This window comes from Cryobacterium glaciale (genome assembly GCF_004402535.1).
Taxonomy (GTDB): Bacteria; Actinomycetota; Actinomycetes; order Actinomycetales; family Microbacteriaceae; genus Cryobacterium; species Cryobacterium glaciale.
The window spans coordinates 1-23,643 of the sequence record NZ_SOEY01000007.1 but is presented as its reverse complement, the minus strand read 5'-3'; the positions used below and the strand labels follow the sequence as shown (position 1 = coordinate 23,643).

Here is a 23,643-nt window from a genome sequence, read left to right as displayed (position 1 = left end):
GCGACCGGAAGCAGCCTGTGGTCATGTATAGATTCGATCGACTCGTCGCCGACTTGCGCCGGGACCCGGCCGCCCTCGCGCAGCGCGCAGCGATCCGACTGCGGCTCGCCGCCCTGCGGCTGAGCAACCGGCTCAGCCGCCGACCGGTAGTCGGGTCGGGCGCCGTCGTGGTGAACCTGACCTCGTTCGGCCATCGGATCGACCTGGTGTTCTACGCCCTCGAGACCATCGCGGCCGGACGAATCCGCCCCCGACGCCTCATCCTGTGGCTCGATGACACGGCCACGCTGGCGCACCCGCCGGCCACGCTCCGTCGCTTACAGCGGCGGGGTCTGGAGATTTGTTCCTGCCCCGACTTCGGGCCGCACAAGAAGCAGTATCCGTATGCCCTGACCGGGCCGACGCTCCCCCTGGTGGCCGCCGACGACGACGTGCTGTACCCACGCAGGTGGCTGGCCGAACTGCTCGAGGCGGCCTCGCGGCATCCGCTCGACGTGACCGGCCAGCGCGCCCACACGATCACCTTCGACGGCGATCGGGTGGCGCCCTATGCCCGGTGGGTCGCCGCTCGCGGCACCGCTGCGAGTTTTCGAACTCTCTGCACCGGCGTCTCCGGCATCTACTACCCACTCGGGCTGCTTGACGCCCTGCGCGCCGAGGGAGATGCTTTTCTGCGCGTCGCTCCGCGGGCCGACGATCTATGGGTCTACGCGGTCGCCGTGCGGCACGGCATTCGCGCGCGCCAGGTCGGTGAGCGGCAGGCGGAATATCCGGCCATTCCTGGTTCGCAACGCGGCACCCTCTATCGGCAGAACGTGACCGAGGGCGGCAACGACGAGCAGTTCGCAGCGTGCGTGGGCGAGCGGGAACGAAAGCGGATGCTGCGCGACGCCCCCCACGATTCCGGCGCGCTGCCGGGGGTACCGCTGGGCCAGGTCGTGAGCGGCAATGGCGCTTAGGCGGCCCCGCGGGCCGATGCCACGGCCCGTCAAGCCGATCATCGCCCCGGTCGCCACCCGGGCGCCCGCTCCGAATTCCGTATCGCGCAATATGACGATTGCGCTGATCGGAAACGCTTTCCCCCCGCTGGTCGCGCTGTTTTCCGGGCCAATCCTGGCCCAGGCCCTCGGGGTCGACGGTCGTGGTGCGGTGGCCGCCGCCACCGCACCACTCGCCCTCGTGGTCACCGTCGCGACTTTCGGTGTTCCGGAAGCCGTCACCTGGGCGATCGCCCGCAACCCCGCTCTGGCCCGCAACGCCTCGAACCGGGGCATGCTCATCATTGTTGTCGCCGGGCTGCTCGCCATGGGCGCTGTCGCCCTGTCAGCGGCCTGGCTCAGTGGTGGCGACCCCACGGTGCAGCAGCTCATCCTGGTGGCCTGCCTCGCCATCGTGCCCAACCTGCTGGTCGGCGTGTTCCGTGGGGTGGCATCCGCTACCCAAAGCTGGCGGCTGGTGGCGCTGGAACGGATCGTCACCTCGTCGTTGCGGCTCGCCGTGCTGATTCCGTTCTGGCTCACCGGGACCCTGACGCCGCTCGTGGCGACGATCGCCGTGGCGGCGATGCCGGTGACCGGGCTGTTCGTGTATATCGGGCGCATGCGCACCCTCGACCCGCGCGCCTTCGACGTTCCGCGGGAGGCGCGCACGGCAGGGCTCCTGAGCTACGGCCTGCGAATCTGGGTGGGTTCGCTGTCGGGAATCCTGCTGTCGCGGCTCGACCAGGTGCTCATGACGCCCTTCGCCGGCACCTATCAGCTCGGGCTGTACGTGGTAGCGGTGAGCGTGAGCGAGCTTCCACTGATCATCAACCAGGCCGTGCGTGACGTGACCTTCGTGACGGATGCCGCCGATTCTGTCGACGCGCGCCTCGCGTCGTCCGCCCGCATCAGCACACTGCTGAGCGGCCTGGCCGCCCTGTTCCTGGGCATCACCATGCTGTGGTGGCTGCCGTTCCTGTTCGGGGAGGATTTTCGGCCAGCGCTGCCGGTGGCCGCCGTTCTGCTCGCCGCGGTGGTGCTCGGCACCCCCGGGTCGATCGGCGGTTCCGGTCTGAGCGCGCGCGGCCGTCCGGGCCTGCGCAGCATGTCATTGCTGATCGCCTGCCTCGTGAACATTGCCATGTTGATCGTGTTGGCACCACTGCTCGGGGCGATGGGCGCGGCACTGGCGACGCTGGCCGGCAACCTGATCTCGAGCAACCTGAATCTGCTGTTCCTCTACCGCAAGTTCGGCATCAACCCGCTGAAGTTCTACGGCGTGCGGCGGCTGGACTTCGTGACCCTGCGCGAGTACGCCAAACGGTTCACCCGGCGACGCAAGCGCTAGATCGTGCGGGTCGGTTCCGCGGTGGGCCTGGCCTCGGGAACCGGCCGGTAGGCGAGGCCGTCACGCAGCCCCCGAGCCGCAGCGATCAGCGGCCGCAGCGAGGTCAGCAGCTGACGGCGGCCGCCGCGGGCGATGACCTCCCAGGCCGCCTGCACGCTGCGGCGACGCCAGCGCCGACGGTCGATGGCGTCGAGGTTGCGGGCCGCGTAGACCAGGCGGTTGCGGACGTTGTAGTAATAGTACGAGTACGACTTGGCCTGGCCGGCGGAGTGCTGGCCGGCGCCCTGGGTGCCGCCCTGCGCGTGGGTCGCCTGCGCGTCGGCGCAGACCGCCACGGTTCCCCCGGCCTGCAGCACCCGGTGCGATAGCTCGACGTCTTCCCAGTACAGAAAATAGTCATCGCTGAACCCGCCGGCCCGGCGCCAGAGCTCGTCACTGACCAGCAGGCAGGCCCCGCTCAGCCACGGAGTGGTGCGCACGCCCGGGTGGTCCGCTCGCCTGCGAGTCGCACGCACCCGGCCGTCGTCGAGGTACAGGTCGCTGCCGTCGAACCACACCGTGCCGTCCGGCCGCAGGATGCGCGGCGAGACCAGGGTGAGCGGATGCCTGCTGACCACCTCGAGCAGGCGGGCGACCTGGTCGGCATTGATGGCGGCATCCGGATTCAACAGCAGAAAGTGCCTGCGGCCGCTCTGCTGCGCGCGCGCGACGCCGAGGTTCATGCCACCGCCAAAACCGAGGTTGGTCGGCGACAGCACGTGCTGCCAGCCCTCCCGGTCGGACAGCGCACTCACCCTGACCTGCTCGGCCGCATCGGTAAAGTTGTCTACGACGACGACCGAGAGGCCCGGCGCCGATCGGGACAGCGGTTGCAGGTTCTCTTCGAGCAGTGCAGCCGACCCGAAGTTCACCACCACGACGGCGAGGGAGGCGAAGATCGTGTCGGTCATGCGGTCAGTATTGCAGATCTGTCAGGAATACCTGACAACTTCTCAGCGCACTGCGCTGTTCTCAGAGCTTTGCCCCGCGAAGCGGTCGGTCGCCTCGATGATGGCATCGAGGATGCCGGGCTGGTCGAAAGCGTGGCCGGCGTCGGGAATCAGGTGGAATTCGGCTTCCGGCCAGCTCTTGTGCAGGTCCCAGGCCGTGAAGGCCGGGGTGCACATGTCGTAGCGGCCCTGCACGATGACGCCGGGAATGTCGGCGAGGCGGGCGGCGTCGTCGATGAGCTGGTTCGGCGTGAACCAGCCCTTGTTGGCGAAGAAGTGGTTCTCGATGCGGGCGAAGGCCACCGCGAATGCCGGATCCGAGAAGTGCGCGATCTTGTCGGGCTCCTGCAGCAGCGTGATCGTCGACGATTCCCAGGTCGCCCAGGCCACGCCGGCGCGTTCCCGCACGAACTGGTCGGGATCGTGCAGCAAACGGCCGTAGGCCTCGATCAGGTGCCCGCGTTCATTTTCGGGAACGGGGGCCAGGAACGACTCCCACAGGTCGGGATAGATGGCGGCGGCGCCGCCCTCATAGAACCAGTCGAGTTCGACCGGGCGCAGCGTGAAGATGCCGCGCACGACGAGTTCGGTGACCTTCTCGGGGTGGGTCTCGGCATAGGCAAGGGCGAGGGTGCTGCCCCAGGATCCGCCGCAGACCAGCCAGCGGTCGATGCCCAGGTGCTCACGCAGCTTTTCCAGGTCGGCCACGAGGGTCCAGGTGGTGTTGACGCTCAGGTCGACGTCTGGCTCGCTCGCGTGCGGTGTACTCAGACCGCAACCGCGCTGGTCGAACAGGATGATGCGGTACTTCGCCGGGTCGAACACGCGACGCTGGTCGGGGCCGGATGCGCCGCCCGGGCCGCCGTGCAGGTACACCGCCGGCTTACCGTCTGGATTGCCGGAGGCTTCCCAGTAGATGGTCTGGTTGTCGCCGACATCGAGCATGCCGGTTTCGTAGGGTTCGAGCTCGGGGTAGAAGGTACGCATTCTTCGAGCCTATGCCCCTCGGGTGGGAGGCCCGGGATCAGCGGCCGACCAGTCCTTGCTCATAGGCCAGGATGACCGCCTGCACCCGGTCGCGCAGGCCGAGCTTGTGCAGGATACGACCGATGTGAGTTTTGACCGTCGATTCGGACAGAAAGAACCGTTCGGCCAATTCGGTGTTGGAGAGCCCCTCGGCGATCGCGAGGAAGACCTCGGTCTCACGGTCGGTGAGCGCCGCGAGGGCCGTGTCGGCGCCCTCGTCGTGCGCGGCGGCCCCGGGCAATTTGGTTCCGAACAAGTCGAGTAGGCGTCGAGTGACGCGTGGTGAAACGGATGCCTCCCCCGAGACCACGGTACGGATCGCGGTGATCAGCTCCCCCGGTTCGGCGTTCTTGAGCAGGAAGCCGCTCGCCCCGGCACGCAACCCGCCGAACGCGTACTCGTCCAGGTCGAAGGTAGTCAGGATGATGATGCGGGTGTTCGGCTGGGCCGCCATGATTTGCCGGGTGGCCTCGATGCCATCGAGCCCCGGCATGCGCACGTCCATCAGGATGACCTGTGGGCGCACGCTCGCGGCGAGCGCGATCGCCTGCGCGCCGTCGGTCGCTTCGGCCACGACGCGGAAGTCGTCTTCGGCTTCGAGCACCATGCGAAATCCCACGCGCAGCAGCGCCTGGTCGTCGGCGAGCATGATGCGGATCGGATCGGGTTGCGGGGTCTCGGCTAGCGTCACGTCTCATCCTCATAGGTCATCGAGGCGTGCACCCGCCAGCCGTCGTGGAGTCCTGCGCCGGCTTCGAAGGTGCCACCATAAATGGCCACCCGTTCCTGCATGCCGATCAGGCCACGACCGAAACTCCGAGCGCCCGGCTCGCTGCGCTGCCGGCCATTGTCGCTGACCGTGACCTCGGCCATTCCGATGGCCGAGTTCAGGCGCACCACGACCCGGGTCGGCGTATCGGCGTAGCGCAACACGTTGGTAAGCGACTCCTGCACCAACCGAAAGATAGTCAGCTGCACGCTCGGGTTGGCCGGTTCACGCCCGCTTCGTTCCAACACGACCGGAAGCCCGGTCGAGCGAAAGGATTCGACCAGGTCGGCGAGTTGATCGATGCCCGGCTGCGGCGCGCGCGGGGCCGGCTCGGAGCCGACATCGAGCACCCCGAGCAGGCGCCGCATCTCGGTCATCGAGCGACGCCCGGTGACAGCGACGTCGAGCATCGCCGCACGGGATCGCTCCACGTCTTTGGGGGCGATGGCACGGGCGCCATCGGCGAGGGCCACCATGACGGACAGACTGTGCGCGACGACGTCGTGCATTTCACCGGCGATCCGCGTCCGCTCGGAAATGCGCGAGAGTTGCGCCTGCTGGTCCCGTTCCCGGGTGAGTTGCGCCGCCAGGTCGAGCAACGAGGCCACGTAACGCTTGCTGTTGCCCATATTGATGCCGACCAGGGTGGCGGCGAGCATCATGATCACCACCTGAATGGCCACCGGGATCCAGGGCACCTCGGCGGGGTCGTCAGTCAGCCACGCGGCCAGACCCGCAAGGAGCGTCGAGGTACCGAACCCGATCCAGGCGCTGCGAACGTCGGAGTACACTGCGACCGCGTAAAGCGCGAGCAGCTGGGCGATCAGGTGCACCTCGCCGTAGTCGGCAAAGGTGAGCAGGCCGATCCAGGTCACGGCCAAAACGAGCCGCGGCAGCCGTCGGCGAAGGAACAGTGCCACGGCCAGGAGCAACGCTATGGCGGCGTTCAGAAGAACGTCGGCGAGCGGTGCTGGTACGGAATCCATCAGGTTGCTGACGAGGGTGAGCGCCGTCGGCACGGCGTAGATCGCCGCGATCAGCGCGTCGGCCAGGTGCGGATGCCTGGTCCAGAACCGCCGTACGATGCCGGGCGGAGTCGGCAGACGCAGTTCTCCCCCCGGCGACAGTGCGCGCCCGGGGGGAGAACTGTTACGACTCATTCTTCGATGGTACGGGTCAGGCGTCGCGGCGCTTGAGCAGCAGCGCAGCCGTACCGAGGCTCACAACGACCCAGACGAGTACGACCAGGAAGGCCTGCCAGGATTCCATGGTGTTCGGGGTGATCATCTCTGAGCCGGCCACGGTGAACATGAACGGCACGATGTCGGCAACCCACTCGACGAGCAGCGAGAACAGGGCCACTACCGTCGGCAGCAGGAGGATGATTCCGAGCACCGTGGCGATTCCGCCGGCGCTGCTGCGCACAATCGTTCCGATACCGATGGCGAACACCGCGATGAGCGCGAGGAACAGCGCGTTGCCGAGCAGCGGCAGGATCACTCCATCGCCGAACAGGTTCGCGGTCACGTCGTTGGCTCCCAGGATGGGCGTGGCGACGAGGAACGCGCCGACAACGCTGAACAGGCCCACCACGAAGGTGAACCCGAACAGCACGCAGACCTTGGCCCAGAGTGCGGGCAGACGGTTGGGCACCGCGGTGAGCGTCGATTTGATCATGCCGCTCGAGTACTCCCCGCTGATCGAGAGCACGCCGAGGACGGCGACGATCAGCTGGCCAAGGCTCAACCCCGACGTGGCGACCATGACGTATAACTGCGCATGGTCGATGCCCATGGCGCCACCGGCGGAATCGAACCCGGAGGACATGGCGAACGCCATGAGCACCGCGATGCCGAGCGAGGCGACGACGACGAGGGAGAAGGTCCAGTAGGTCGAGCGCAGGCTCCACAGCTTGATCGATTCGGAGTGGAGCAGGCCGGTGAAGCTGAGCCCTGAACCGGTCGGTACGAAGGATGCGCGGGCTGTGGCCGGCTGCGTCTGGTGGGTCTGGGTGCTCATCGAGCGACCCCCGCTTCGGTGTGGGTATCGCCGGTGCGATACTCCACTTCGTTCTGGGTCAGTTTCATGTAGGCGTCCTCGAGTGAGGCGCTCACCGCCGTGAGCTCGTGCAGCGAGATCTGCGCGGCTGCGGCGCGGTCACCGATCTCGTTCACGGTCAGGCCGCTGATCTCGAGCACGTCCTGCTCCAGGTTGGTGATGGTGACATCGGCCTGCGCGAGCAGGCTGGCCAGGGCCGCGGTGTGCGGGGTGCGTACGCGAACCGTGTTCTGCGCCGCCGAGGCGATGATGTCGGCGACCGAGGCATCCGCTATCACTCGGCCGCGTCCGAGCACGATGATGTGGTCGGCGGTGAGTGCCATCTCGCTCATCAAGTGCGAGGAGAGCAGCACGGTGCGGCCCTCGGCCGCGAGCTGCCTGGTGAGCTTGCGCACCCACTGCACGCCCTCTGGATCGAGACCGTTGACCGGCTCGTCGAGGATGAGGGTGGCCGGGTCGCCGAGCAGCGCCGCAGCGATGCCGAGGCGCTGGCCCATGCCGAGGGAGAATCCGCCGACGCGCTTGCGAGCGACGGACTCGAGGCCGGTGAGGTTGATGACCTCGTGCACCCGGCTGGTGGGGATGCTGTGGGTTGCAGCCATGGCGCGCAGATGGTTGTAGGCGCTGCGGCCGGTGTGCACGGCCTTGGCGTCGAGCAGCACGCCGACCTCACGCAGCGGCGCCTTGTGCTCGTGGTACGGCTTGCCGTTGACACGGACCGAACCCGCGCTGGGGCGATCCAGGCCGACGATCATGCGCATCGTGGTGGACTTGCCCGCGCCGTTCGGCCCGAGAAAACCGGTGACCTTGCCTGGCTGTACCGTGAAGTCGACCGCGTCGACCGCGGTCTTGCTTCCGTAGTGCTTGGTCAGGGACTGTGCCTGGATCACGACTGCCTCATTCCGCTAGTGGGTGAGGCCCCCGTGTCGTGCTGTGAAGCCCCCATATCAAACGGTACGGAATATCTGCCTTGTGGCGCATCAACCATGGGGATGGTTGTGCGCCACCGGTGTCGTACCTGAGTACGACGTCTGCGAGCTACTTCCTGACCGGCTTCGCCGCCGGCTTCTCGGCGGCGGGCGCGGCGCCGGACGCACGCTGGCCGGCGTAGTAGTTGCGGGCTTCGGTCTGGCGCTCGCGTTCGATGCCGCTCGCGATCGTGGCCCGCAGATGGGCTTGCGAGTAGCCGAACGCATCGACGAGATCGAGGGCGTGCGGACGGATGCGCGCGATCAGCCGGTCGATGTAGGCCGTGACGGCCTGGGCGCGCTGGGCGGAAAGCCGACCGTGGATGAGGTACCAGGCCAGGTTCTTCTCGACCAGTCCGAGGCCGAACAGGTCGCGCAGCCAGGTGAGGACCTGTTTGGTACCGGCATCCGTTGTGGCATCGAGTGCCCGCGTGAACGACTCCCACTGCAGCAATTCGCCATGGGCGCGGGCCGCTTCGATGAGTTCGTTCTGGTGCGCGTTGAACAGGTCGGCGGCCTGCTTTCTGGGCAGCTTGGTGGCGCCACGCAACTTGCCGGCGACCTCCGCGATCATGCTCTCGACCCGATCGGTGAGCAGCTCACGCTGCACGTCGGCATCGCGGAGGGCGCCGACCGAACGGGCTGTGGAGCCGCGGTCGAAGACCGTCTGCCCGAGGGTGCGCAGTCCGGTGCCGTGGTACGCGCGACCCGCCGCGTGCTGCACGACGTAGCGGGCGAGGGCGCCGGCATCCGCTGTGGCGAACTTGCGGCTGTAATCGGTGAGCAGGCGCTTGGCGACGAGCTGGAGGAGTACGTTGTTGTCGCCCTCGAAGGTCGCGAAGATGTCGAGGTCCGCGCGCAGGCCAACGAGGCGGTTCTCGGCGAGGAATCCGGCGCCGCCGCAGGCTTCGCGGGCTTCCTGCAGGGTGTCGAGCGCGTGCCAGGTGGAGAGCGGCTTGAGCGCTGCGGCGAGGGTTTCGAGGTCTTGCCGGTCGTCGTCGGTGTCGGCCTTGCCGCTGAATACCTCATCGAACTTCACCAGGAACTCATCGTGCGCGAAGGTCTGCGCGTAGGTCGTGGCGAGGCGCGGGAACAGGCGGCGCTGGTGCCGCTGGTAGTCGAGGATGACCTCTTCGTCGGTGTCGCTGCCGGCGGTGAACTGGCGGCGCTGGCTGCCGTAGGTGATGGCGATGGTCAGGGCGAGAGCGGATGCCGCGGTGGCGGCCCCGTCGAGGGACACGCGGCCCTGCACCAGGGTGCCGAGCATCGTGAAGAAGCGGCGGCCGGGGCTGGAAATCGGGCTCGTGTAGGTGCCGTCTTCGGCGACGTCGCCGTACCGGTTGAGCAGGTTCTCGCGCGGAATGCGCACGTTCGTGAAGTGCAACCGGCCGTTGTCGATGCCGTTGAGGCCGCCCTTGAGGCCGTCGTCTTCGCCGCCGATACCGGGCAGGAAGTCGCCGTCGGTACCCCGAATGGGCAGGTAGAAGGCGTGCACGCCGTGGTTCACGCCCTGGGTGATGAGCTGCGCGAACAGCACTGCGGCGATGCCGTCTTTCGCGGCGTTGCCGAGGTAGTCCTTCCAGGCGGCGCGGAAGGGGGTGTTAATGACGAACTCGCCGGTTTCGGCGTCGAAGGTGGCGGTGGTGCCGATGCTGGCGACGTCGGAGCCGTGGCCGATCTCGGTCATGGCGAACGCTCCGGGAACGGAGAGGTCCATGATGCCGGGCAGGTACTTGTCGTGGTGGCTCTTGGTGCCGAGGTGCAGCACGGCGGCGCCGAACAAGCCCCACTGTACGCCGCCCTTGATCTGCAGGCTCGGGTCGGCGATGACGAGCTCTTCGAAGCCGGCGATGTTTCCGCCGTGGTCGTCGTGCCCGCCGAGGTGTTTGGGGAATGCGCGCAGCACGTGGCCGTTGGCGGCGAGGACCTTGAGCTGCTCGAGCACGCGCAGGCGGTGGTCGGCCATCGAGAGACCCTCGATGCGTTGCATCTCGGGGCGGGCGGTGACTTCACGGGCGGCGAGGCGCACGTCGGCCCAGGTGCCGAGCAACTGGCGTCCGAGCGCTTCAACGTTGACCGCGGGGGCGGACTCGTCGCCGATGGCCTTGATGGGGCCGGTGTCGACGCTGACATCGAGGCTGGGGTCGATCGTCGTCGATCGGGGGCTGGAGCGCTGGGCCGTGTCAACCATGGTTGGTCCTAACTGTTCGCGCGAAAGTGGTGATCGCAACGTTAGGACCGCGTGGTCGCGGTCGCGAAACGCGCGGTACGGGGGCGACAACGATATATGCCGCCCACGGCATCTGTTTTGTATGTTACACACAACTCAGAGCACTGCAGACCTGCGCTCCCCCACAAACAGCGCGCTGGTGCAATCAGGCTGAGGCGGCGACGACCTCGAGCAGGGCTTCTCCGTAGGCCTCGAGCTTCTTGGCGCCGATGCCGGTGATGCCGTCGAGGGCGGCGAGGGTTGTCGGGCCCGCCGCGGCGACGGCGATGAGGGTTGCGTCGCCGAAAACGATGTAGGCGGGCACTCCCTGTTTTTTCGACTCGGCGGACCGCCAGACGCGCAGCGCCTCGAACAGGGTCTCTTGCGCGGTGCTGAGGTCGGCGGCCGCGACCTTCGCCGCGCTCGGGCGGCGGGCGGCACCCGACCGTGCTGGGCGGTCGGGTTCACGCCGCAACTGCACGTCGCGGCGGCCGCCGAGAACTTCCGCCGCGGCATCCGTCAGCACGAGGGTGCCGTATTCGCCGGAGGTGGCGAGCAGGCCCTGGGCCAGCATCTGGCGCACGACGCCGCGCCAGGACTGGTCGCTGAGGTCGGCGCCAAGACCCCAGGTGCTGAGCTCGGTGTGCCGGTACTGGGTGGCCCTGGGGGTCTCCTTGCCCCGGAGGATGTCGATGAGGTGGCCGGCACCGAATTTCTGGTTACGTTCGCGGTGCAGGCGCACGATGGTGGAGAGCAGTTTCTGGGCGGGGATGGTGCCGTCCCAGGCTTCGGGCGGTTCGAGGCAGGTGTCGCAGTTGCCGCAGGGTTCGCTGGTCTGGCCGAAGTAGCGCAGCAGGTTGACCCGGCGACAGTGCACCGTCTCGCACAGGGCGAGCATGGCGTCGAGGTGGGCGGAGAGCTTGCGCCGGTGGCCGAGGTCGCCGGGTGACTCGTCGATCATGCGCCGCTGCTGCACCACGTCTTGCAGGCCGTAGGCCAGCCAAGCCGTGGCCGGGGCGCCGTCGCGGCCGGCACGGCCGGTCTCCTGGTAGTAGCCCTCGACCGATTTGGGCAGGTCGATGTGGGCGACGAAGCGCACGTCGGGCTTGTCAATCCCCATGCCAAAGGCGATCGTGGCGACGATGACGACGCCTTCCTCGCGGAGGAACCGACTCTGGGTGCGGGCGCGCAGCCCCGCATCGAGGCCCGCGTGGTACGGCAGCGCGTTCACGCCGTTCGCGCGCAGAAATTCGGCGGTCTGGTCGACGGTTTTGCGGCTCAGCGCGTAGACGATTCCGGCGTCGCCGGGGTGCTCGGTCTTCAGGAACGACAGCAGCTGCTTACGCACCTCGGCCTTGCCGACGATGCGGTACTGGATGTTGGGCCGGTCGAAGCTCGCCACGAAATGCTTGGCGTCACCCATCTGCAGGCGGGTCGTGATCTCCTGGTGTGTGGCATCCGTGGCCGTCGCGGTGAGGGCGATGCGCGGCACGTCGGGCCAGCGATCGGCGAGTTCGCTGAGCGCGAGGTAGTCCGGGCGAAAGTCGTGCCCCCACTGCGAGACGCAGTGGGCTTCGTCGATGGCGAACAGGGCGATGGTTCCGCGCTCGAGCAGCCGCTTGGTGGCCTCGTTGGAGAGTCGCTCGGGGGCGACGTAGAGCAGGTCGAGGTCGCCGTTTAGGTAGTCGCGTTCAACCTGGCTGCGGGTGGCGGAATCCTGGCTGGAGTTGAGGAACTCGGCGCGGACGCCGACGGCGGTCAGCGCATCGACCTGGTCTTGCATGAGGGCGATGAGCGGCGAGACGACGATGCCGGTGCCGGGCCGCACGAGCGCCGGAATCTGGTAGCACAGGCTCTTGCCGCCGCCGGTGGGCATGAGTACCACGGCATCCTTGCCGTCGACGACCTGCGCGATGATCTCGGCCTGGTCGCCGCGGAAGGAGTCGTAACCGAACACGGTGTGCAGGGCTTCGGCCGCGGTCGTGAACTTGCGGGTTGCCGCGCGCACCGGAGCGATGGCGCGAGCGGCCGGTTGGCGTGAAGCGGATGCTGCGCCCGAATAGGCCGGCTGCCGCCCGCCGCTCACGTGACGATCACCGAACTCGCGGTCGAACTCCGGCGGCGGTGCGTCGTGGTCGTCGGGGGCATCAAAATCGCTCGGACCGTCGAAGTCGCTCGGTCCGTCAAGGTCGCGGGGTGGTTCAACGTTGTCGGGGTTCCAGGGCAGCTCAGCGTTCCAACTCACCTGCACAACTTTACCCGGGCCCCCTGACACGTTCCCCCGTACCTCGCCAGCTCCGCGAAAGCGCGAAAATTGTTGCTTCGCGGGTGCTGAGGCAACGATTTTCCCGCTTTCGAGAGAGGAAGGGGCGAGGTTAGGGGCGGGGCTTGCTGCGAAGAAGGAGCAGGGTCACGGTGACCGCGAGGAGCACGGCGCCCAGGGTTCCTCCGATCCAGGCGACGGTCGAGAGGGAGCTGCCGGCGACCGAGGGGTCTGCGGGGGGCGAGGGGGCGGTATCCGTGGTCGCGACATCCGTTTCAGCGCTGCAGGTCGGAGCAGCAGTTGCACCGTCGGAGAGCGTCTGGCCGGCGGCCGGTTGCCAGTCGAAACGGAATTCGTCGGAGATCGCGTGGCCGTCGGTGGAGACAGTCTGCCAGATCACCGTGTACTCCCCGGCTGCGCCGAGCTGCGCTGCGGTCTCGACCGTGAAGCCGGCGACAGTTGCGCAACCGTCACCGTAGAACAACGGCGCGCTGGCCGGCCCGGTGACGACCATCGCGCTGCCCGAGCCGGTTCCGCCCAGGTCGAGCAGCTGGTCGTTGGTGGTGACCGAGAACACGCCGGGCTGCTCGGTCACGACCGCGTCGGCGGACGGCGACGAGCCGACGACGTAATTGTGCGCGGATGCCGGGGCCGCGCTCCAGCCGAGGGCCGCGGCAACGACGATGACCGCGAAAACGGCCCTGGCCGCTCGGCGAGCCGTCGGGGCGGCCGATTTGCTCGCACGGCCAGCTACCCGGCCGGCCATCAGGCCATCCGAAGTGCCGAGTGCGCCGCGAGACGTCGTGTTGCCGCGCATACCGCTAGGCCGACTGCTTGCGGCGGGCGGTGACGGCCAGCACGATGCCGACGGCGCCGACGACGAGTCCGCCGGCACCGAGAACGCGGGCGAGCACGTCGTCGGCGGAGGCGGATGTGGCCGTTACGGCCGCTGCGTCATCGTGCGTGGCGACCGTTTCGGCGCCGGCGTCGTTGTGTCCGTGGGCATCGCCGGTGGCGGCGGTGACCGTGACGAACGGAGCGGGGAGCGCCGGTTCGTCTTCACCGTCGACCGTGGTCTCGTTCCAGTTGGTTTCGCCCATCTCGCAGGTCTGCAGCACGGGGAATTCGAGAGTCTCGCCCTCGGCGTCTGCGGGGAGCTGCAGGCTCAGCGCGAACGTGTCGCGAAACCCGTCGGGAAGCGGGGTCGTGGCTGAATAGGTGATCTGGCCGACCCGGGTCGTGATCTCGTTGCCGTGGCCGTCGTCGATCGGCGTGGCGAGGTCGACAGCGACTTTCTCGACGGTCCAGCCCGGATTGACGGTCGGGGAGACGCTCGTGATGCTCTCGGGAATATCAATGGTCATCGTCGTCGTCGACGAGCATTCGCAGCCGTGTGCGGTCGAAAACGTGAGCACGGTGGACGCCCCGGCCCCCGTTGCGTCGGGGGTGACGGAGACGTGAGCGCTGGCCGCGAGCGGCGCCGCGAGGGCAAGCAACACTCCCGTAGCGAGGGCGGAGGTGGCAATGAGGGGGGTCGTGAACTTCATGATCGTCCTTAAACTGTGGGGTATCCGACACAACCGACCGGTGCAGGGCGAAGCCTCTGCTACTCGTTCGGTGCGGGCGGGAAAACGGTCTGGTTTGTGGGTCAGGCGGCGAGCGCGAAAGCGGGCGGCCCACGATGCCGCAGGGCGGACAGCACCAGAATGAGATCGCGCGGCGTCACCACCGGCGCCTCGTGCCCGATGCGCTGCGGAACCGCGACCGGCACGAGGAGCTGGGCGGGTATCAACAGCGTGCGGATGCCCAGGCGAACGTTCTCGACGAGGCCCCAGAACGCACGTTCCGCGTACCGCAGCGCGAGAATCGTGACGATCGCGGCGCCGAAGTGGGCGAGCCACATGACCGTGCCATTATGCGCTGCATGCGCGGTCGAACTCGTAACCATCGGGTCGATCAGGCTGGGCAGTGCCGCATGCTGGTGGGTCCCCGACGCGGCAATGGCCTCGGCGCCGAGCGCGCCGCCCGGTGCCCCCACGGAGAACAGACCGTGAAAGATGAACTGGCTGATCAGTACCGAAGTGGCACCGCGCCAGAATGACAGAGTGCGGCCCGAGAGAGCCACGCAGACCATTCCGGCGAAGGCGAGCGACACGACGACTGCCAGCAGGCCGGGCGCCGAGGCGCCACCGAGAGTGTGCGACAGTGCCGCGACGAAGGTCGAGAACGCGGCAACGATCCAGCCGCGGGCAAAGCGGGCCCAGCGTGTGTGCATGACGCCCCCCTCCGGCTCATCCCAGAGTAACTGACCGACCCTGCAAAAGAGTGGCGCTGCACCGTAGCGGTCGTCGTGGTGTGATCGGAATGGGCTAAGGAAAGTCTGCTGCGGTAATTACCCGGTCGCTGCGAGCGACAGCAGGGGTGCGCTGGGCAGCGCTAGGCTGATGGCCTATGCTGACCGCGTTCTTTGGACTCACCGGGGCCGTGATTTTCGGCTCCGCAGACTTTTTGGGCGGACTCGCCGCCAAGCGCATCAGCGCCGTGCTCGTGACGGCCGTCGCGGCGACCTCCGGGCTGGTGGTCTTGCTGCTCGGGCTGCCCTTCGTCGCTGGTGATTGGTCGGCATCGGCCGTGATCTGGGGCGCTCTCTCCGGGATCACCGGGGCCCTGGCCATCTCGTTGCTGTACGCCTGCCTCGCGATCGGACCCATGAGCATCCTCTCGCCGTTGACCGCGGTGGTCTCAGCGATCGTGCCGATGACCGCCGGACTGCTCGGCGGGGAGCGGTTTCTGCCCATCGGCTACTGGGCGCTCGGCCTGGCCCTGGTCGCGGTCGTGCTGGTCGGATTCGTACCGGAACGCGGCGCCGTTCGACCGCGTCTGCTGGGCATTTTCATGGCGATCGGCTCCGGCACCATGATCGGCGCCTTCATGATTCTGATCGACCAGACTCCGTCCGACAGCGGGCTGGTTCCGCTCGTCATGAACCGTGCAGTCAACGGCAGCATCATGTTCGCCGTCGTCGGGCTGATCGCCCTGCGCACGCTGCACCGAAGGCGTGCCGTGGCTGCCGTGCCGGCGCTAATCGGGTCCGGCTTCACCTCGGTTCCAGCGGATGCCGCGCGCAGGTCACACCTGCCGCGCACCTTCACCGACCGCTCGGCCCTCCGAACCGGCCTGAAGTTGGCTGTCGCCTGCGGCGTGATCGACGTGAGCGCCAACTTTCTGCTGCTTCTCGGGCTGCGTCTCGGCGACCTGAGCGTGGTCAGCGTGCTCACGGCCATGTACCCGGCCGGCACGATACTGCTCGCCGCCGTCGTGCTCAAGGAACGCATCGCACCGGTGCAGTGGCTCGGGCTCGCGCTCGCCCTCGCCGCGGCCGGAATGCTCGCGATCGCCTGAACAGGGCGTCATGTCCGGTCAGGCGCGGCCAGTGAAAGTGGGTTTGCGCTTCTCCTGGAACGCGGCGAAGCCCTCGCGGTAGTCGCCGGTGGCGCAGAGCGCTGCCTGGGCTGCGGTCTCGTCGCTCATGCTCTGCCAGAGGCCGAGTCGTTCGTCGCGCAGCGAGTGCACGAGCGCCTTGCTCGCGAGAAAAGCCTGCGTTGCTCCGGATGCCGCGCGCGCGGCCGCCTGCACGGTCAGGTCGGTCAGTTCCGCGGCCGGAAAAACCTGGCTGAACAAGCCACCGGCGACGGCTTCAGCCCCAGACATGAGCCGCCCGCTGTAGATCAGGTCGAGGGTGCGGTGCGCTCCCAGCCGTTCCACGAACAGGGCATGCCCGCCCGAATCCAGGGTGGCGCCGAGGTTCGCAAACGGCGACCCGATCTTGGCGGTGTCGGCGACGTAAACCACGTCGGTGGCGATGAGCAGGCCGAGCCCCACTCCGAGGCAGGCTCCGTGGGCGGCGGCGAAGGTCGGCGCCGGGAACCGGCTCATCCGCTGCAGCAGCGGGGTGACGAGGTCGCCGAGGTAGCCGAGCACGTCGTCGGTGCGCGGATCGACCGCGGAGATGTCCCGGCCGGCGCAGAACGCCCGGCCCTCGCCGCTCAGCACCAACGCGCGCACACCGGCCCGCTCGGCGGTCTGGTAGGCCGCGTCGAGTTCAACGATTGCGGCCTCATCGAGGGCGTTGAGCTTGTCGGGTGCGTTCAGCACCACGTGGGCGACGTCGTTGTCTATCGAGAGGTCAATCACGGCATCCGCTTTCTTGAGTACTTGACGAGTTAGACGTCATAGTCGACGACGACGGTGTCGGTGGTCGGGTGGGACTGACAGGTCAGCACGTACCCGCGGGCGAGTTCTTCGGGCTCGAGCGCGTAGTTCTCGGTCATCGTGACGTCACCGCTGACCAGTTTGGCGCGGCAGGTTCCGCACACGCCGCCGGCACACGCGAACGGCACGTCGGGGCGAACCCGCAGGGCGGCGTTGAGGATGCTCTCGTTCGCATTGACCGGGGTGGTGACCGTGTTGCTCTGGCCGTCGAGCGTGAATTCGATCTGGAAGGTCTTGTCGCCCTGGCCGATGATGACGGGCCGGCCGCGATCGCCGCTCGCCGCCGAGGGCTCACCGGTGGTGAACAGCTCGAAGCGCACGTGGGAGCGTTCCACCCCGGTGCTTTCGAGGGTGTCGCGGCAGAGCTGCACGAGTTCGAACGGGCCGCAGAGGAACCATTCATCGACCGTGGCCGGCCGCAGGATCGTGTCGAGCATGCGCCGAAACTTCTCTTCGTCGATGCGGCCGGAGAGCAAGGAGGAAGAGCGCTGCTCGCGGGAGAGCACGTGGTAGAGCGCGAGACGGGCCGGGTAACGGTCCTTGAGCTCGGCGAGTTCGTCGAGGAACATCACGTCGAGCGCCGTGCGGTTGGTGTAAACGAGGGTGAACATTGAGGTCTCGGAGGCAGCGAGCACGGTGTGTGCCAGGGCCATGAGCGGGGTGATTCCCGAGCCGGCAGCAACGCCAACGACGTGCTTGTGGTCGAGGTCCTTCAGCGCCGAGGTGAAGCTGCCCTGCGGGCTCATCACGTCGATTTCGTCGCCGGGGTGCAGCTCGCTGTTGGCCCAGGTGGAGAAGGCGCCGCCGAGGTCGCGCTTGATGGCGACACTGATTGAACCGCCTGTGCTGGTTTTAGCGCCAGCCGGCCGGCAGATCGAGTAGCTGCGGCGCAGCTCCTGGCCGTCGATGGTGGCGCGCAGGGCGAGGTGCTGGCCGGGCAGGTAGTCGAACGCGCCCTGCAGTTTGGGAGGAACGGTGAAGGTGACCTCGACGCTGTCGGCGGTGAGCTGGCGCACTTCGGCCACCGTCAGGGTGTGGAAGCGTGCCCGGTGCTTGACCGGTGCCAGCGTGGTGCCACCCTGGACGGTGGATTCGAGACGTGTTGCAGCCATTAGAGCACCTTGAAGTAGTCGAACGGCTCGAGGCAGTCTCGGCATTCGTAGAGGGACTTGCAGGAAGTGGAACCGAAGTGCGCGAGCTCGCGGGTGTTGAGCGAGGAACAGCGCGGGCACTTCACGGCCATGGCCAGGCGGATCGGACCGGCCGGGCCGGAGCCCCGCACGGTCGAATGCCCGGTGGGGGCGGCGATGCCGTATTCGCGGAGTTTGTTCTTGCCGATCTCGCTCATCCAGTCGGTGGTCCAGGCCGGGCTGAGCACGAGCCGAACCGACACGTTCTCGTACCCGGCGCTCGTGAGCGCCTCGAGAACGTCGTCACGCATGGCATCCATCGCGGGGCATCCGCTGTAGGTCGGGGTGAGCGTGACGGCGACTGTATGGGTACCGACGGCGTCGTCGGTCACTTTCACCGAGCGCAGCACACCGAGGTCTTCGATCGTGAGGACCGGGATCTCGGGGTCGACGACCTGCGCCGCGATCGCCCAGGCGGCGAGCGACGCGGCGTCGGCGGGGCGCGGCCGGGCGACGGCCTCACGCATCTCAGAAGTGCGGTCCGCGATGGTCACCAGGACGCTCCGGGGTGCGCGCGGGTGAGCACCTGCATCTCGGCGAGGAGAAAAGCGAGATGCTCAGAGTGCTTGCCGGTGCGGCCGCCGCCGGAAGCGACGAATCCGCAGGGGACCTCGAGTTCGGCCTCGGCGAGCACCGGTGCGATGGCAGCGTCGAAGGCTGGGAGCAGACTCGACGGGCGAACCGCGATTCCTTCGAGCCGGTCGATGAGCGGATCGTCGCGAAAGACCTCTTCAACGTACGGCCACAGGTCGGAGAATGCGGTGATCATGCGACGACGCGATTCGTCGGTGCCCTGCGCGAGGCGCAGCACCCACTGGGTGGAGTGGTCGCGGTGGTAGTCGACCTCCTTCACCGCTTTGGCGGCGATCGCAGCGAGCGTCGCATCAGCGGATGCCCGCAGCCGGCTATACAGCTCGAACAGGTAGTGGGCCACGATGAACTGGCGCGCGATCGTGTGGGCGAAGTCACCGTTGGGCTGCTCGACAAGGTGCAGCGAGCGAAAATCGGGCTCGGTGCGCCAGTAGGCGAGGTCGTCCTCCGTACGGTCCGACGCGGTGCCGGCGTAGTGCAGCAGGGACCGGGCGTGCCCGATCAGATCGAGGGCGACGTTGCCGAGGGCGACGTCTTCCTCGAGCTCGGGTGCGCGGGAGATCCAGGCGCCGAGCTGCTGGGCGAGGATGAGCGAGTCGTCGCCGAGCCACAGCGCATACTCCGCCACGTCGGGTGTGGCGAAGGACGGGCCCTCGATGAGTTCGGCGTCGAGGGTGGTGACGTCGACCGCGACGTGGCCGTGAGCGTCTTCGGGGGTAGCGGCGGGGGCATCCGCTTCGGCGCTGTCACTGTTCACAGTGGAGTTGCTCATAAGTGCTTCACGCCCTCGCTCTTGGAGTAGTAGCTCGCATGGCGGTAGTTCTTGCCGGCGGGCGATTCGAAGAAGGCGCCCTTGGCGTCGGGGTCACTCGTGGTGATGGCGGCGGCGGGGACGACCCAGACCGAGACGCCCTCACTGCGGCGGGTATACAGGTCACGGGCGTTGCGCACCGCGAGGGTTTCGTCGGGGGCGTGCAGGGAGCCGACGTGCACGTGGCTGAGACCGCGGTTGGAGCGCACGAAGACCTCCCAGAGGGGCCAGATTTCAGCTGCGGAATCGCCGGGAGTGGTCATGAGGCTGCCATTTCAGATCGTTCGGACTGTTTGCGTGCATAGGCTGAGGCGGCTTCGCGCACCCATCGGCCGTCCTCGTGGGCGTCGCGTCGACGCTGCAGACGCTGGGCGTTGTTCGGGCCGCGACCGGCGAGCACCTCGTGAAACTCGGTCCAGTCGATCTCGCCGAGATCCCACTGCTGGGTTTCCTCGTTGAAGTGCAGGTCAGGGTCGGGCAGGGTGACGCCGAGCACGGCCGCTTGCGGAACGAGCATGTTCACGAAGCGCTGGCGCAGTTCGTCGTTGGAGTGGCGCTTGATCTTCCAGGCCATGGACTGCGCCGAGTTGGGCGAGTCGTCGTCGGGCGGGCCGAACATCATGAGCGCGGGCCAGTACCAACGGTTGACCGAGTCCTGCGCCATCTGGCGCTGCTCCTCGGTACCGGCCATCAGCTCGAGCAGAATCTCGAAGCCCTGACGCTGGTGGAAGGACTCTTCCTTGCAGATGCGCACCATCGCGCGGCCGTAGGGACCGTAGGAGGCGCGGCAGAGCGGTACCTGGTTGCAGATGGCGGCGCCGTCGACGAGCCAGCCGATCGAGCCCATGTCGGCCCAGCTCGGGGTCGGGTAGTTGAAGATCGAGGAGTACCGGGCCTTGCCGGCGATGAGGGCATCCGTCATGTCGTCGCGGGTGGCGCCGAGGGTTTGCGCGGCGGAATAGAGATAGAGGCCGTGGCCGGCTTCGTCCTGCACCTTGGCGATGAGAATGGCCTTGCGCTTGAGACTCGGGGCGCGCGTGATCCAGTTCGACTCTGGCTGCATGCCGATGATCTCGGAGTGTGCGTGCTGAGAAATCTGGCGCACGAGCGACTTACGGTATCCCTCGGGCATCCAGTCGCGCGGTTCAATGCGCGAGTCCGCTTCGATCAAGTCGTTGAACTGCTGCTCTTCGACGCTGATAACGGCGGTTGCGCTCGTATCGGGCGTGATGGTGCTTGTCATCATCGGCTCCTGGTCTGCGTTGACTGTGGTGGTCGGATCTTTATCGTGCACAAGCGGGCGGCGCTAGGGTGATGCAAGTCGGCAATTTCGCGCACGGATTCGAAATCTATTACCGACCGATCGTTCAGTTAGTATATAGTCACATTATCGGTCGGGCAACCCCGACCGCGCACGGCAACTCAACGAGGAGATCTGAATGACCGAAGCATTGCCCGTCGGCAGCCAGGCCATGATGCAGCGCGACCGGGCATCCGCTTCTCTCGGAATGATCGTGCACCGGAACGAGCCGGGACACGCGGTCGTTTCCATGGTCGTGCGCGACGACATGCTCAACGGTTTCGATGTGACCCACGGCGGGTTCATCTTCGCCCTCGCCGATACGGCTTTCGCGATTGCCTGCAATGATTCGCACCACGTCACCCTCGCCGCCGGCGCCGACATCACCTTTCTGAAGCCGACCACGAGCGGTCAGAACCTCACCGCCACCGCACTGTTGCGCGTGAAGAGCGGCCGCAGCGGCATCTACGACGTGCGCGTCACGGTGGATGACGATGTCACCGTGGCCGAATTTCGGGGCCACAGCCGCACCACCAATTTGCCCGTCCCTGCCCGCAACCATCTCTAACCCTTCCGGAAGGCCTCATGTCAACGCTGACCAAGACCCGTCTGCACGCACCAGCGCTCGAAGAGCTCGACGCGGCCGAGCGGATGTCCCGCGACGAGATCCGAGCGCTGCAGCTCAGGCGCCTGCAGCACACCGTGCGGCACGCCTACAAGAACGTCCCTCTCTATACGCGTAAATTCGATGCGGCCGGCGTGCACCCCGACGACATTCGTACCCTCGAAGACGTGGCGCTGCTGCCGTTCACCACCAAGGAAGACCTGCGGGTCTCCTACCCGTTCGGCATGTTCGCGGTGCCGATGGACCAGGTCGCTCGCATCCACACGTCCTCGGGCACCACCGGACTTCCGACCGTGGTCGGATACACCAAGAATGACCTTGCCATGTGGTCCGGGCTGGTGGCCCGAAGCCTGCGCGCTTCGGGCGTGCGCCCCGGAATGAAAGTTCACAACGCCTACGGCTATGGTCTGTTCACCGGGGGCCTCGGTGCCCACGCCGGAATCGAAGCGCTCGGCGCCTGCGCCATCCCCATGTCGGGCGGCCAGACCAACAAGCAGGTGCAGATGATCACCGACTTCGAGCCCGATGTCATTCTGTCAACGCCGAGCTACCTGCTGACGATCACCGACGCCATGGTCGCTGCCGGCATCGACCCGCGCCGCTCGAGTCTCAAAGCCGGAGTGCTCGGAGCAGAGCCGTGGACCAACCAGATGCGCCTCGAACTTGAAGACCGGCTCGACTTCGACGCCCTCGACATCTACGGCCTGAGCGAGGTCATGGGCCCCGGTGTCGGCAACGAGTGTATCGAGTCGAAAGACGGCCCACATCTCTGGGAGGACCACTTTCTGCCCGAGATCATCAACGGCGACACCGGCGTCACCCTGCCCGATGGCGAAACCGGTGAACTCGTCTTCACCTCGCTCACCAAGGAGGCCTTTCCGGTCATCCGCTATCGCACCCGCGACCTGACCCGCCTGCTTCCCGGCACCGCACGCCCCGGCATGCGCCGCATGGAGAAGATCACCGGTCGCAATGACGACATGATCATTTTGCGTGGGGTCAACCTATTCCCGACCCAGATCGAAGAGATCGTGCTCGGCATCGAGCACCTCTCCCCCCATTTCGTGCTCGAACTGACCCGGCCGTCGCGCATGGACGAGCTCACCGTGCGCATCGAGCGACACGAGCACTCCGACGATGCGGCCTCAGCAGTCGCTCGCGCACTGCTCATCGACCTGATCAAGGACCGGATCGGCTCCAGCGTCAATGTGCTCATCGTCGAACCGGGCACCCTCGAGCGCAGCACCGGCAAGCACAAACGCGTCTACGACCTGCGCTAACCGGTCGTCGCCGGGTCGCCCGCGTGAGAGACTCAAGAACTATGTCTGATGTACACATTCCCAAACGCGGACGCCCCGGCTATGACCAGCGGGCCATCCTCGAGATCGCCGTGACCGCGTTCAATGAATTCGGCTACGACGCCACATCCATGGGAGTGCTTGCGGCACGTCTGGCGCTTTCGAAGGCGGCGATCTACCACCACTTCACATCCAAGGATGAAGTTCTCCAGCTCGCCCTCGACGAGGCCCTCAACGGCCTGGAGGGCGTGTTGCTCGAGTCCGGTGCCGTGACGGGCAGCGCGATCGACCGCCTGGCCTATGTGCTCCGCGGGGCCGTGCAGGTTCTCACCTCACGCTTGCCCTACGTGACCCTGCTCCTGCGTGTGCGCGGCAACACCGACGTCGAGCGTCTGGCGCTGACCCGCCGCCGCGCCTTCGACCGCGCCGTCTCCGCCCTGGTTATCGAGGCACGTGATGAGGGTTCGTTGCGCAGTGACATCGACCCCCGGGTCGCGACTCGCCTGCTCTTCGGCATGGTCAACTCCATCGCCGAGTGGTATCGCCCCGAGGGGCCAGAGGATGCCGCGCAGCTCGCCGACGACGTGCTCGCCGTAGCCCTGGACGGCCTGCGCCGCCGCTGACCGACCTCGTTGTTCGAGGAGCCGGCCCGCCGGCGTCTCGAGGCCAAGTGACCGGTCTCGAGACGCGCGCGAAAAGCATGCGCGCTCCTCGACCAGCGGGAGTGCGCGCTCCCGCCTGACTGGGCTTGTCGAAATTTGGAGCAACGACGGTGGGGGTTAACGCAAAAAAGGCCACCCTTGCGGGTGGCCGTTAACGCAGAAAGGCCACCCGTGAGGGTGGCCTTTCTGGTGTTTCAAGTTAAGTCCGGCGGTGTCCTACTCTCCCACAGGGTCCCCCCTGCAGTACCATCGGCGCTGAGAGTCTTAGCTTCCGGGTTCGGAAT

23 protein-coding genes and 1 rRNA gene are annotated in these 23,643 nt (G+C 67.1%); 6 read left to right on the top strand and 18 right to left on the bottom strand.

What is annotated here, in order from left to right; genetic code table 11:
- Positions 1-23 precede the first annotated feature (23 nt).
- On the top strand, positions 24-959 hold the full coding sequence (locus E3O06_RS03970; RefSeq protein ID WP_134501710.1) for a hypothetical protein: 936 nt from the start codon (positions 24-26) through the stop codon (positions 957-959).
- Between the two features lie 16 nt (positions 960-975).
- A complete protein-coding gene (locus E3O06_RS03965) occupies positions 976-2,328 on the top strand; it encodes an oligosaccharide flippase family protein (RefSeq protein ID WP_166788092.1) in 1,353 nt (450 codons plus the stop codon).
- On the opposite strand, the gene E3O06_RS03960 is transcribed toward E3O06_RS03965, so the two are convergent.
- From E3O06_RS03960 to E3O06_RS03910, 11 genes are all read right to left on the bottom strand, one after another.
- Positions 2,325-3,278 carry a glycosyltransferase family 2 protein gene (locus E3O06_RS03960; protein WP_134501708.1) on the bottom strand — a complete coding sequence of 318 codons (954 nt, stop codon included), beginning with the start codon at positions 3,276-3,278 and terminating at the stop codon, positions 2,325-2,327. The genes E3O06_RS03965 and E3O06_RS03960 overlap by 4 nt on opposite strands.
- Before the next feature lie 42 nt (positions 3,279-3,320).
- On the bottom strand, positions 3,321-4,304 hold the full coding sequence (gene pip / locus E3O06_RS03955; RefSeq protein WP_134501707.1) for a prolyl aminopeptidase: 984 nt from the start codon (positions 4,302-4,304) through the stop codon (positions 3,321-3,323).
- 37 nt (positions 4,305-4,341) lie between these two features.
- Positions 4,342-4,992 carry a response regulator gene (locus E3O06_RS03950; RefSeq protein WP_134501849.1) on the bottom strand — a complete coding sequence of 217 codons (651 nt, stop codon included), beginning with the start codon at positions 4,990-4,992 and terminating at the stop codon, positions 4,342-4,344.
- Positions 4,993-5,030: 38 nt separating this feature from the next.
- Positions 5,031-6,272 (bottom strand): sensor histidine kinase, encoded by a 1,242-nt coding sequence (locus E3O06_RS03945; RefSeq protein WP_134501706.1) that lies wholly within the window; start codon positions 6,270-6,272, stop codon positions 5,031-5,033.
- A 16-nt stretch (positions 6,273-6,288) separates the two neighbouring features.
- Positions 6,289-7,131: an ABC transporter permease gene (locus tag E3O06_RS03940; protein WP_134501705.1), complete on the bottom strand. Its 843-nt coding sequence runs from the start codon at positions 7,129-7,131 to the stop codon at positions 6,289-6,291.
- Positions 7,128-8,060, bottom strand: a complete 933-nt coding sequence (locus tag E3O06_RS03935; protein WP_134501704.1) for an ABC transporter ATP-binding protein — start codon at positions 8,058-8,060, stop codon at positions 7,128-7,130. The genes E3O06_RS03940 and E3O06_RS03935 overlap by 4 nt, the downstream gene beginning before the upstream one ends.
- 148 nt (positions 8,061-8,208) lie before the next feature.
- Positions 8,209-10,329, bottom strand: a complete 2,121-nt coding sequence (locus tag E3O06_RS03930) for an acyl-CoA dehydrogenase family protein (protein WP_134501703.1) — start codon at positions 10,327-10,329, stop codon at positions 8,209-8,211.
- A gap of 184 nt (positions 10,330-10,513) precedes the next feature.
- A complete protein-coding gene (gene recQ, locus E3O06_RS03925; RefSeq protein ID WP_420898864.1) occupies positions 10,514-12,592 on the bottom strand; it encodes a DNA helicase RecQ in 2,079 nt (692 codons plus the stop codon).
- 130 nt (positions 12,593-12,722) lie between these two features.
- Positions 12,723-13,427, bottom strand: a complete 705-nt coding sequence (locus E3O06_RS03920) for a copper resistance CopC family protein (RefSeq protein WP_134501702.1) — start codon at positions 13,425-13,427, stop codon at positions 12,723-12,725.
- Between the two features lie 4 nt (positions 13,428-13,431).
- The gene (locus E3O06_RS03915; RefSeq protein ID WP_134501701.1) at positions 13,432-14,157 is read right to left on the bottom strand and encodes a YcnI family copper-binding membrane protein; all 726 of its coding nucleotides are present in this window, start codon (positions 14,155-14,157) and stop codon (positions 13,432-13,434) included.
- Positions 14,158-14,258: 101 nt separating this feature from the next.
- Positions 14,259-14,885, bottom strand: coding sequence for a hypothetical protein (locus E3O06_RS03910; RefSeq protein ID WP_134501700.1), 627 nt, complete (start codon positions 14,883-14,885; stop codon positions 14,259-14,261).
- Positions 14,886-15,061: 176 nt separating this feature from the next.
- On the opposite strand from E3O06_RS03910, the gene E3O06_RS03905 reads away from it, so the two are divergent.
- On the top strand, positions 15,062-16,012 hold the full coding sequence (locus E3O06_RS03905; RefSeq protein WP_134501699.1) for an EamA family transporter: 951 nt from the start codon (positions 15,062-15,064) through the stop codon (positions 16,010-16,012).
- An 18-nt stretch (positions 16,013-16,030) separates the two neighbouring features.
- On the opposite strand, the gene E3O06_RS03900 is transcribed toward E3O06_RS03905, so the two are convergent.
- Genes E3O06_RS03900 through paaA form a run of 6 tightly spaced genes read right to left on the bottom strand, consistent with a single transcriptional unit; the run spans position 16,031 to position 20,720 of the window.
- The gene (locus E3O06_RS03900; RefSeq protein WP_134501698.1) at positions 16,031-16,804 is read right to left on the bottom strand and encodes an enoyl-CoA hydratase/isomerase family protein; all 774 of its coding nucleotides are present in this window, start codon (positions 16,802-16,804) and stop codon (positions 16,031-16,033) included.
- A 29-nt stretch (positions 16,805-16,833) separates the two neighbouring features.
- Positions 16,834-17,994: a 1,2-phenylacetyl-CoA epoxidase subunit PaaE gene (gene paaE, locus E3O06_RS03895; protein ID WP_134501697.1), complete on the bottom strand. Its 1,161-nt coding sequence runs from the start codon at positions 17,992-17,994 to the stop codon at positions 16,834-16,836.
- Positions 17,994-18,539: a 1,2-phenylacetyl-CoA epoxidase subunit PaaD gene (gene paaD / locus E3O06_RS03890; protein WP_134501847.1), complete on the bottom strand. Its 546-nt coding sequence runs from the start codon at positions 18,537-18,539 to the stop codon at positions 17,994-17,996. The genes paaE and paaD overlap by 1 nt, the downstream gene beginning before the upstream one ends.
- Before the next feature lie 23 nt (positions 18,540-18,562).
- Positions 18,563-19,435 (bottom strand): 1,2-phenylacetyl-CoA epoxidase subunit PaaC, encoded by an 873-nt coding sequence (paaC, locus tag E3O06_RS03885; protein WP_134501696.1) that lies wholly within the window; start codon positions 19,433-19,435, stop codon positions 18,563-18,565.
- Positions 19,432-19,737, bottom strand: coding sequence for a 1,2-phenylacetyl-CoA epoxidase subunit PaaB (gene paaB, locus E3O06_RS03880; RefSeq protein ID WP_092106867.1), 306 nt, complete (start codon positions 19,735-19,737; stop codon positions 19,432-19,434). The genes paaC and paaB overlap by 4 nt, the downstream gene beginning before the upstream one ends.
- A complete protein-coding gene (paaA, locus tag E3O06_RS03875; protein ID WP_134501695.1) occupies positions 19,734-20,720 on the bottom strand; it encodes a 1,2-phenylacetyl-CoA epoxidase subunit PaaA in 987 nt (328 codons plus the stop codon). Before paaA ends, paaB begins: the two co-directional genes overlap by 4 nt.
- A gap of 193 nt (positions 20,721-20,913) precedes the next feature.
- Here paaA and paaI point away from each other — a divergent pair, with 193 nt between their 5' ends.
- Genes paaI through E3O06_RS03860 form a run of 3 tightly spaced genes read left to right on the top strand, consistent with a single transcriptional unit; the run spans position 20,914 to position 23,320 of the window.
- Positions 20,914-21,342 (top strand): hydroxyphenylacetyl-CoA thioesterase PaaI, encoded by a 429-nt coding sequence (gene paaI, locus E3O06_RS03870; RefSeq protein ID WP_134501694.1) that lies wholly within the window; start codon positions 20,914-20,916, stop codon positions 21,340-21,342.
- Positions 21,343-21,359: 17 nt separating this feature from the next.
- Complete coding sequence (paaK, locus tag E3O06_RS03865) at positions 21,360-22,679, top strand: phenylacetate--CoA ligase PaaK (protein WP_134501693.1); 1,320 nt, start codon at positions 21,360-21,362, stop codon at positions 22,677-22,679.
- A gap of 41 nt (positions 22,680-22,720) precedes the next feature.
- Complete coding sequence (locus E3O06_RS03860; protein ID WP_134501692.1) at positions 22,721-23,320, top strand: TetR/AcrR family transcriptional regulator; 600 nt, start codon at positions 22,721-22,723, stop codon at positions 23,318-23,320.
- 242 nt (positions 23,321-23,562) lie between these two features.
- On the opposite strand, the gene rrf is transcribed toward E3O06_RS03860, so the two are convergent.
- Positions 23,563-23,643 (bottom strand): 5S ribosomal RNA (rrf, locus tag E3O06_RS03855); the annotation flags it as partial.

Bases quoted from the DNA above. Each gene is read 5' to 3' on its own strand.
- E3O06_RS03970 (WP_134501710.1), top strand. From the start codon at position 24: ATGTATAGATTCGATCGACTCGTCGCCGACTTGCGCCGGGACCCGGCC.
- E3O06_RS03965 (WP_166788092.1), top strand. From the start codon at position 976: ATGCCACGGCCCGTCAAGCCGATCATCGCCCCGGTCGCCACCCGGGCG.
- E3O06_RS03960 (WP_134501708.1), bottom strand. From the start codon at position 3,278: ATGACCGACACGATCTTCGCCTCCCTCGCCGTCGTGGTGGTGAACTTC.
- pip (WP_134501707.1), bottom strand. From the start codon at position 4,304: ATGCGTACCTTCTACCCCGAGCTCGAACCCTACGAAACCGGCATGCTC.
- E3O06_RS03950 (WP_134501849.1), bottom strand. From the start codon at position 4,992: ATGCTCGCCGACGACCAGGCGCTGCTGCGCGTGGGATTTCGCATGGTG.
- E3O06_RS03945 (WP_134501706.1), bottom strand. From the start codon at position 6,272: ATGAGTCGTAACAGTTCTCCCCCCGGGCGCGCACTGTCGCCGGGGGGA.
- E3O06_RS03940 (WP_134501705.1), bottom strand. From the start codon at position 7,131: ATGAGCACCCAGACCCACCAGACGCAGCCGGCCACAGCCCGCGCATCC.
- E3O06_RS03930 (WP_134501703.1), bottom strand. From the start codon at position 10,329: ATGGTTGACACGGCCCAGCGCTCCAGCCCCCGATCGACGACGATCGAC.
- E3O06_RS03920 (WP_134501702.1), bottom strand. From the start codon at position 13,427: ATGCGCGGCAACACGACGTCTCGCGGCGCACTCGGCACTTCGGATGGC.
- E3O06_RS03915 (WP_134501701.1), bottom strand. From the start codon at position 14,157: ATGAAGTTCACGACCCCCCTCATTGCCACCTCCGCCCTCGCTACGGGA.
- E3O06_RS03910 (WP_134501700.1), bottom strand. From the start codon at position 14,885: ATGCACACACGCTGGGCCCGCTTTGCCCGCGGCTGGATCGTTGCCGCG.
- E3O06_RS03905 (WP_134501699.1), top strand. From the start codon at position 15,062: ATGCTGACCGCGTTCTTTGGACTCACCGGGGCCGTGATTTTCGGCTCC.
- paaE (WP_134501697.1), bottom strand. From the start codon at position 17,994: ATGGCTGCAACACGTCTCGAATCCACCGTCCAGGGTGGCACCACGCTG.
- paaD (WP_134501847.1), bottom strand. From the start codon at position 18,539: ATGCGTGAGGCCGTCGCCCGGCCGCGCCCCGCCGACGCCGCGTCGCTC.
- paaC (WP_134501696.1), bottom strand. From the start codon at position 19,435: ATGAGCAACTCCACTGTGAACAGTGACAGCGCCGAAGCGGATGCCCCC.
- paaB (WP_092106867.1), bottom strand. From the start codon at position 19,737: ATGACCACTCCCGGCGATTCCGCAGCTGAAATCTGGCCCCTCTGGGAG.
- paaA (WP_134501695.1), bottom strand. From the start codon at position 20,720: ATGATGACAAGCACCATCACGCCCGATACGAGCGCAACCGCCGTTATC.
- paaI (WP_134501694.1), top strand. From the start codon at position 20,914: ATGACCGAAGCATTGCCCGTCGGCAGCCAGGCCATGATGCAGCGCGAC.
- paaK (WP_134501693.1), top strand. From the start codon at position 21,360: ATGTCAACGCTGACCAAGACCCGTCTGCACGCACCAGCGCTCGAAGAG.
- E3O06_RS03860 (WP_134501692.1), top strand. From the start codon at position 22,721: ATGTCTGATGTACACATTCCCAAACGCGGACGCCCCGGCTATGACCAG.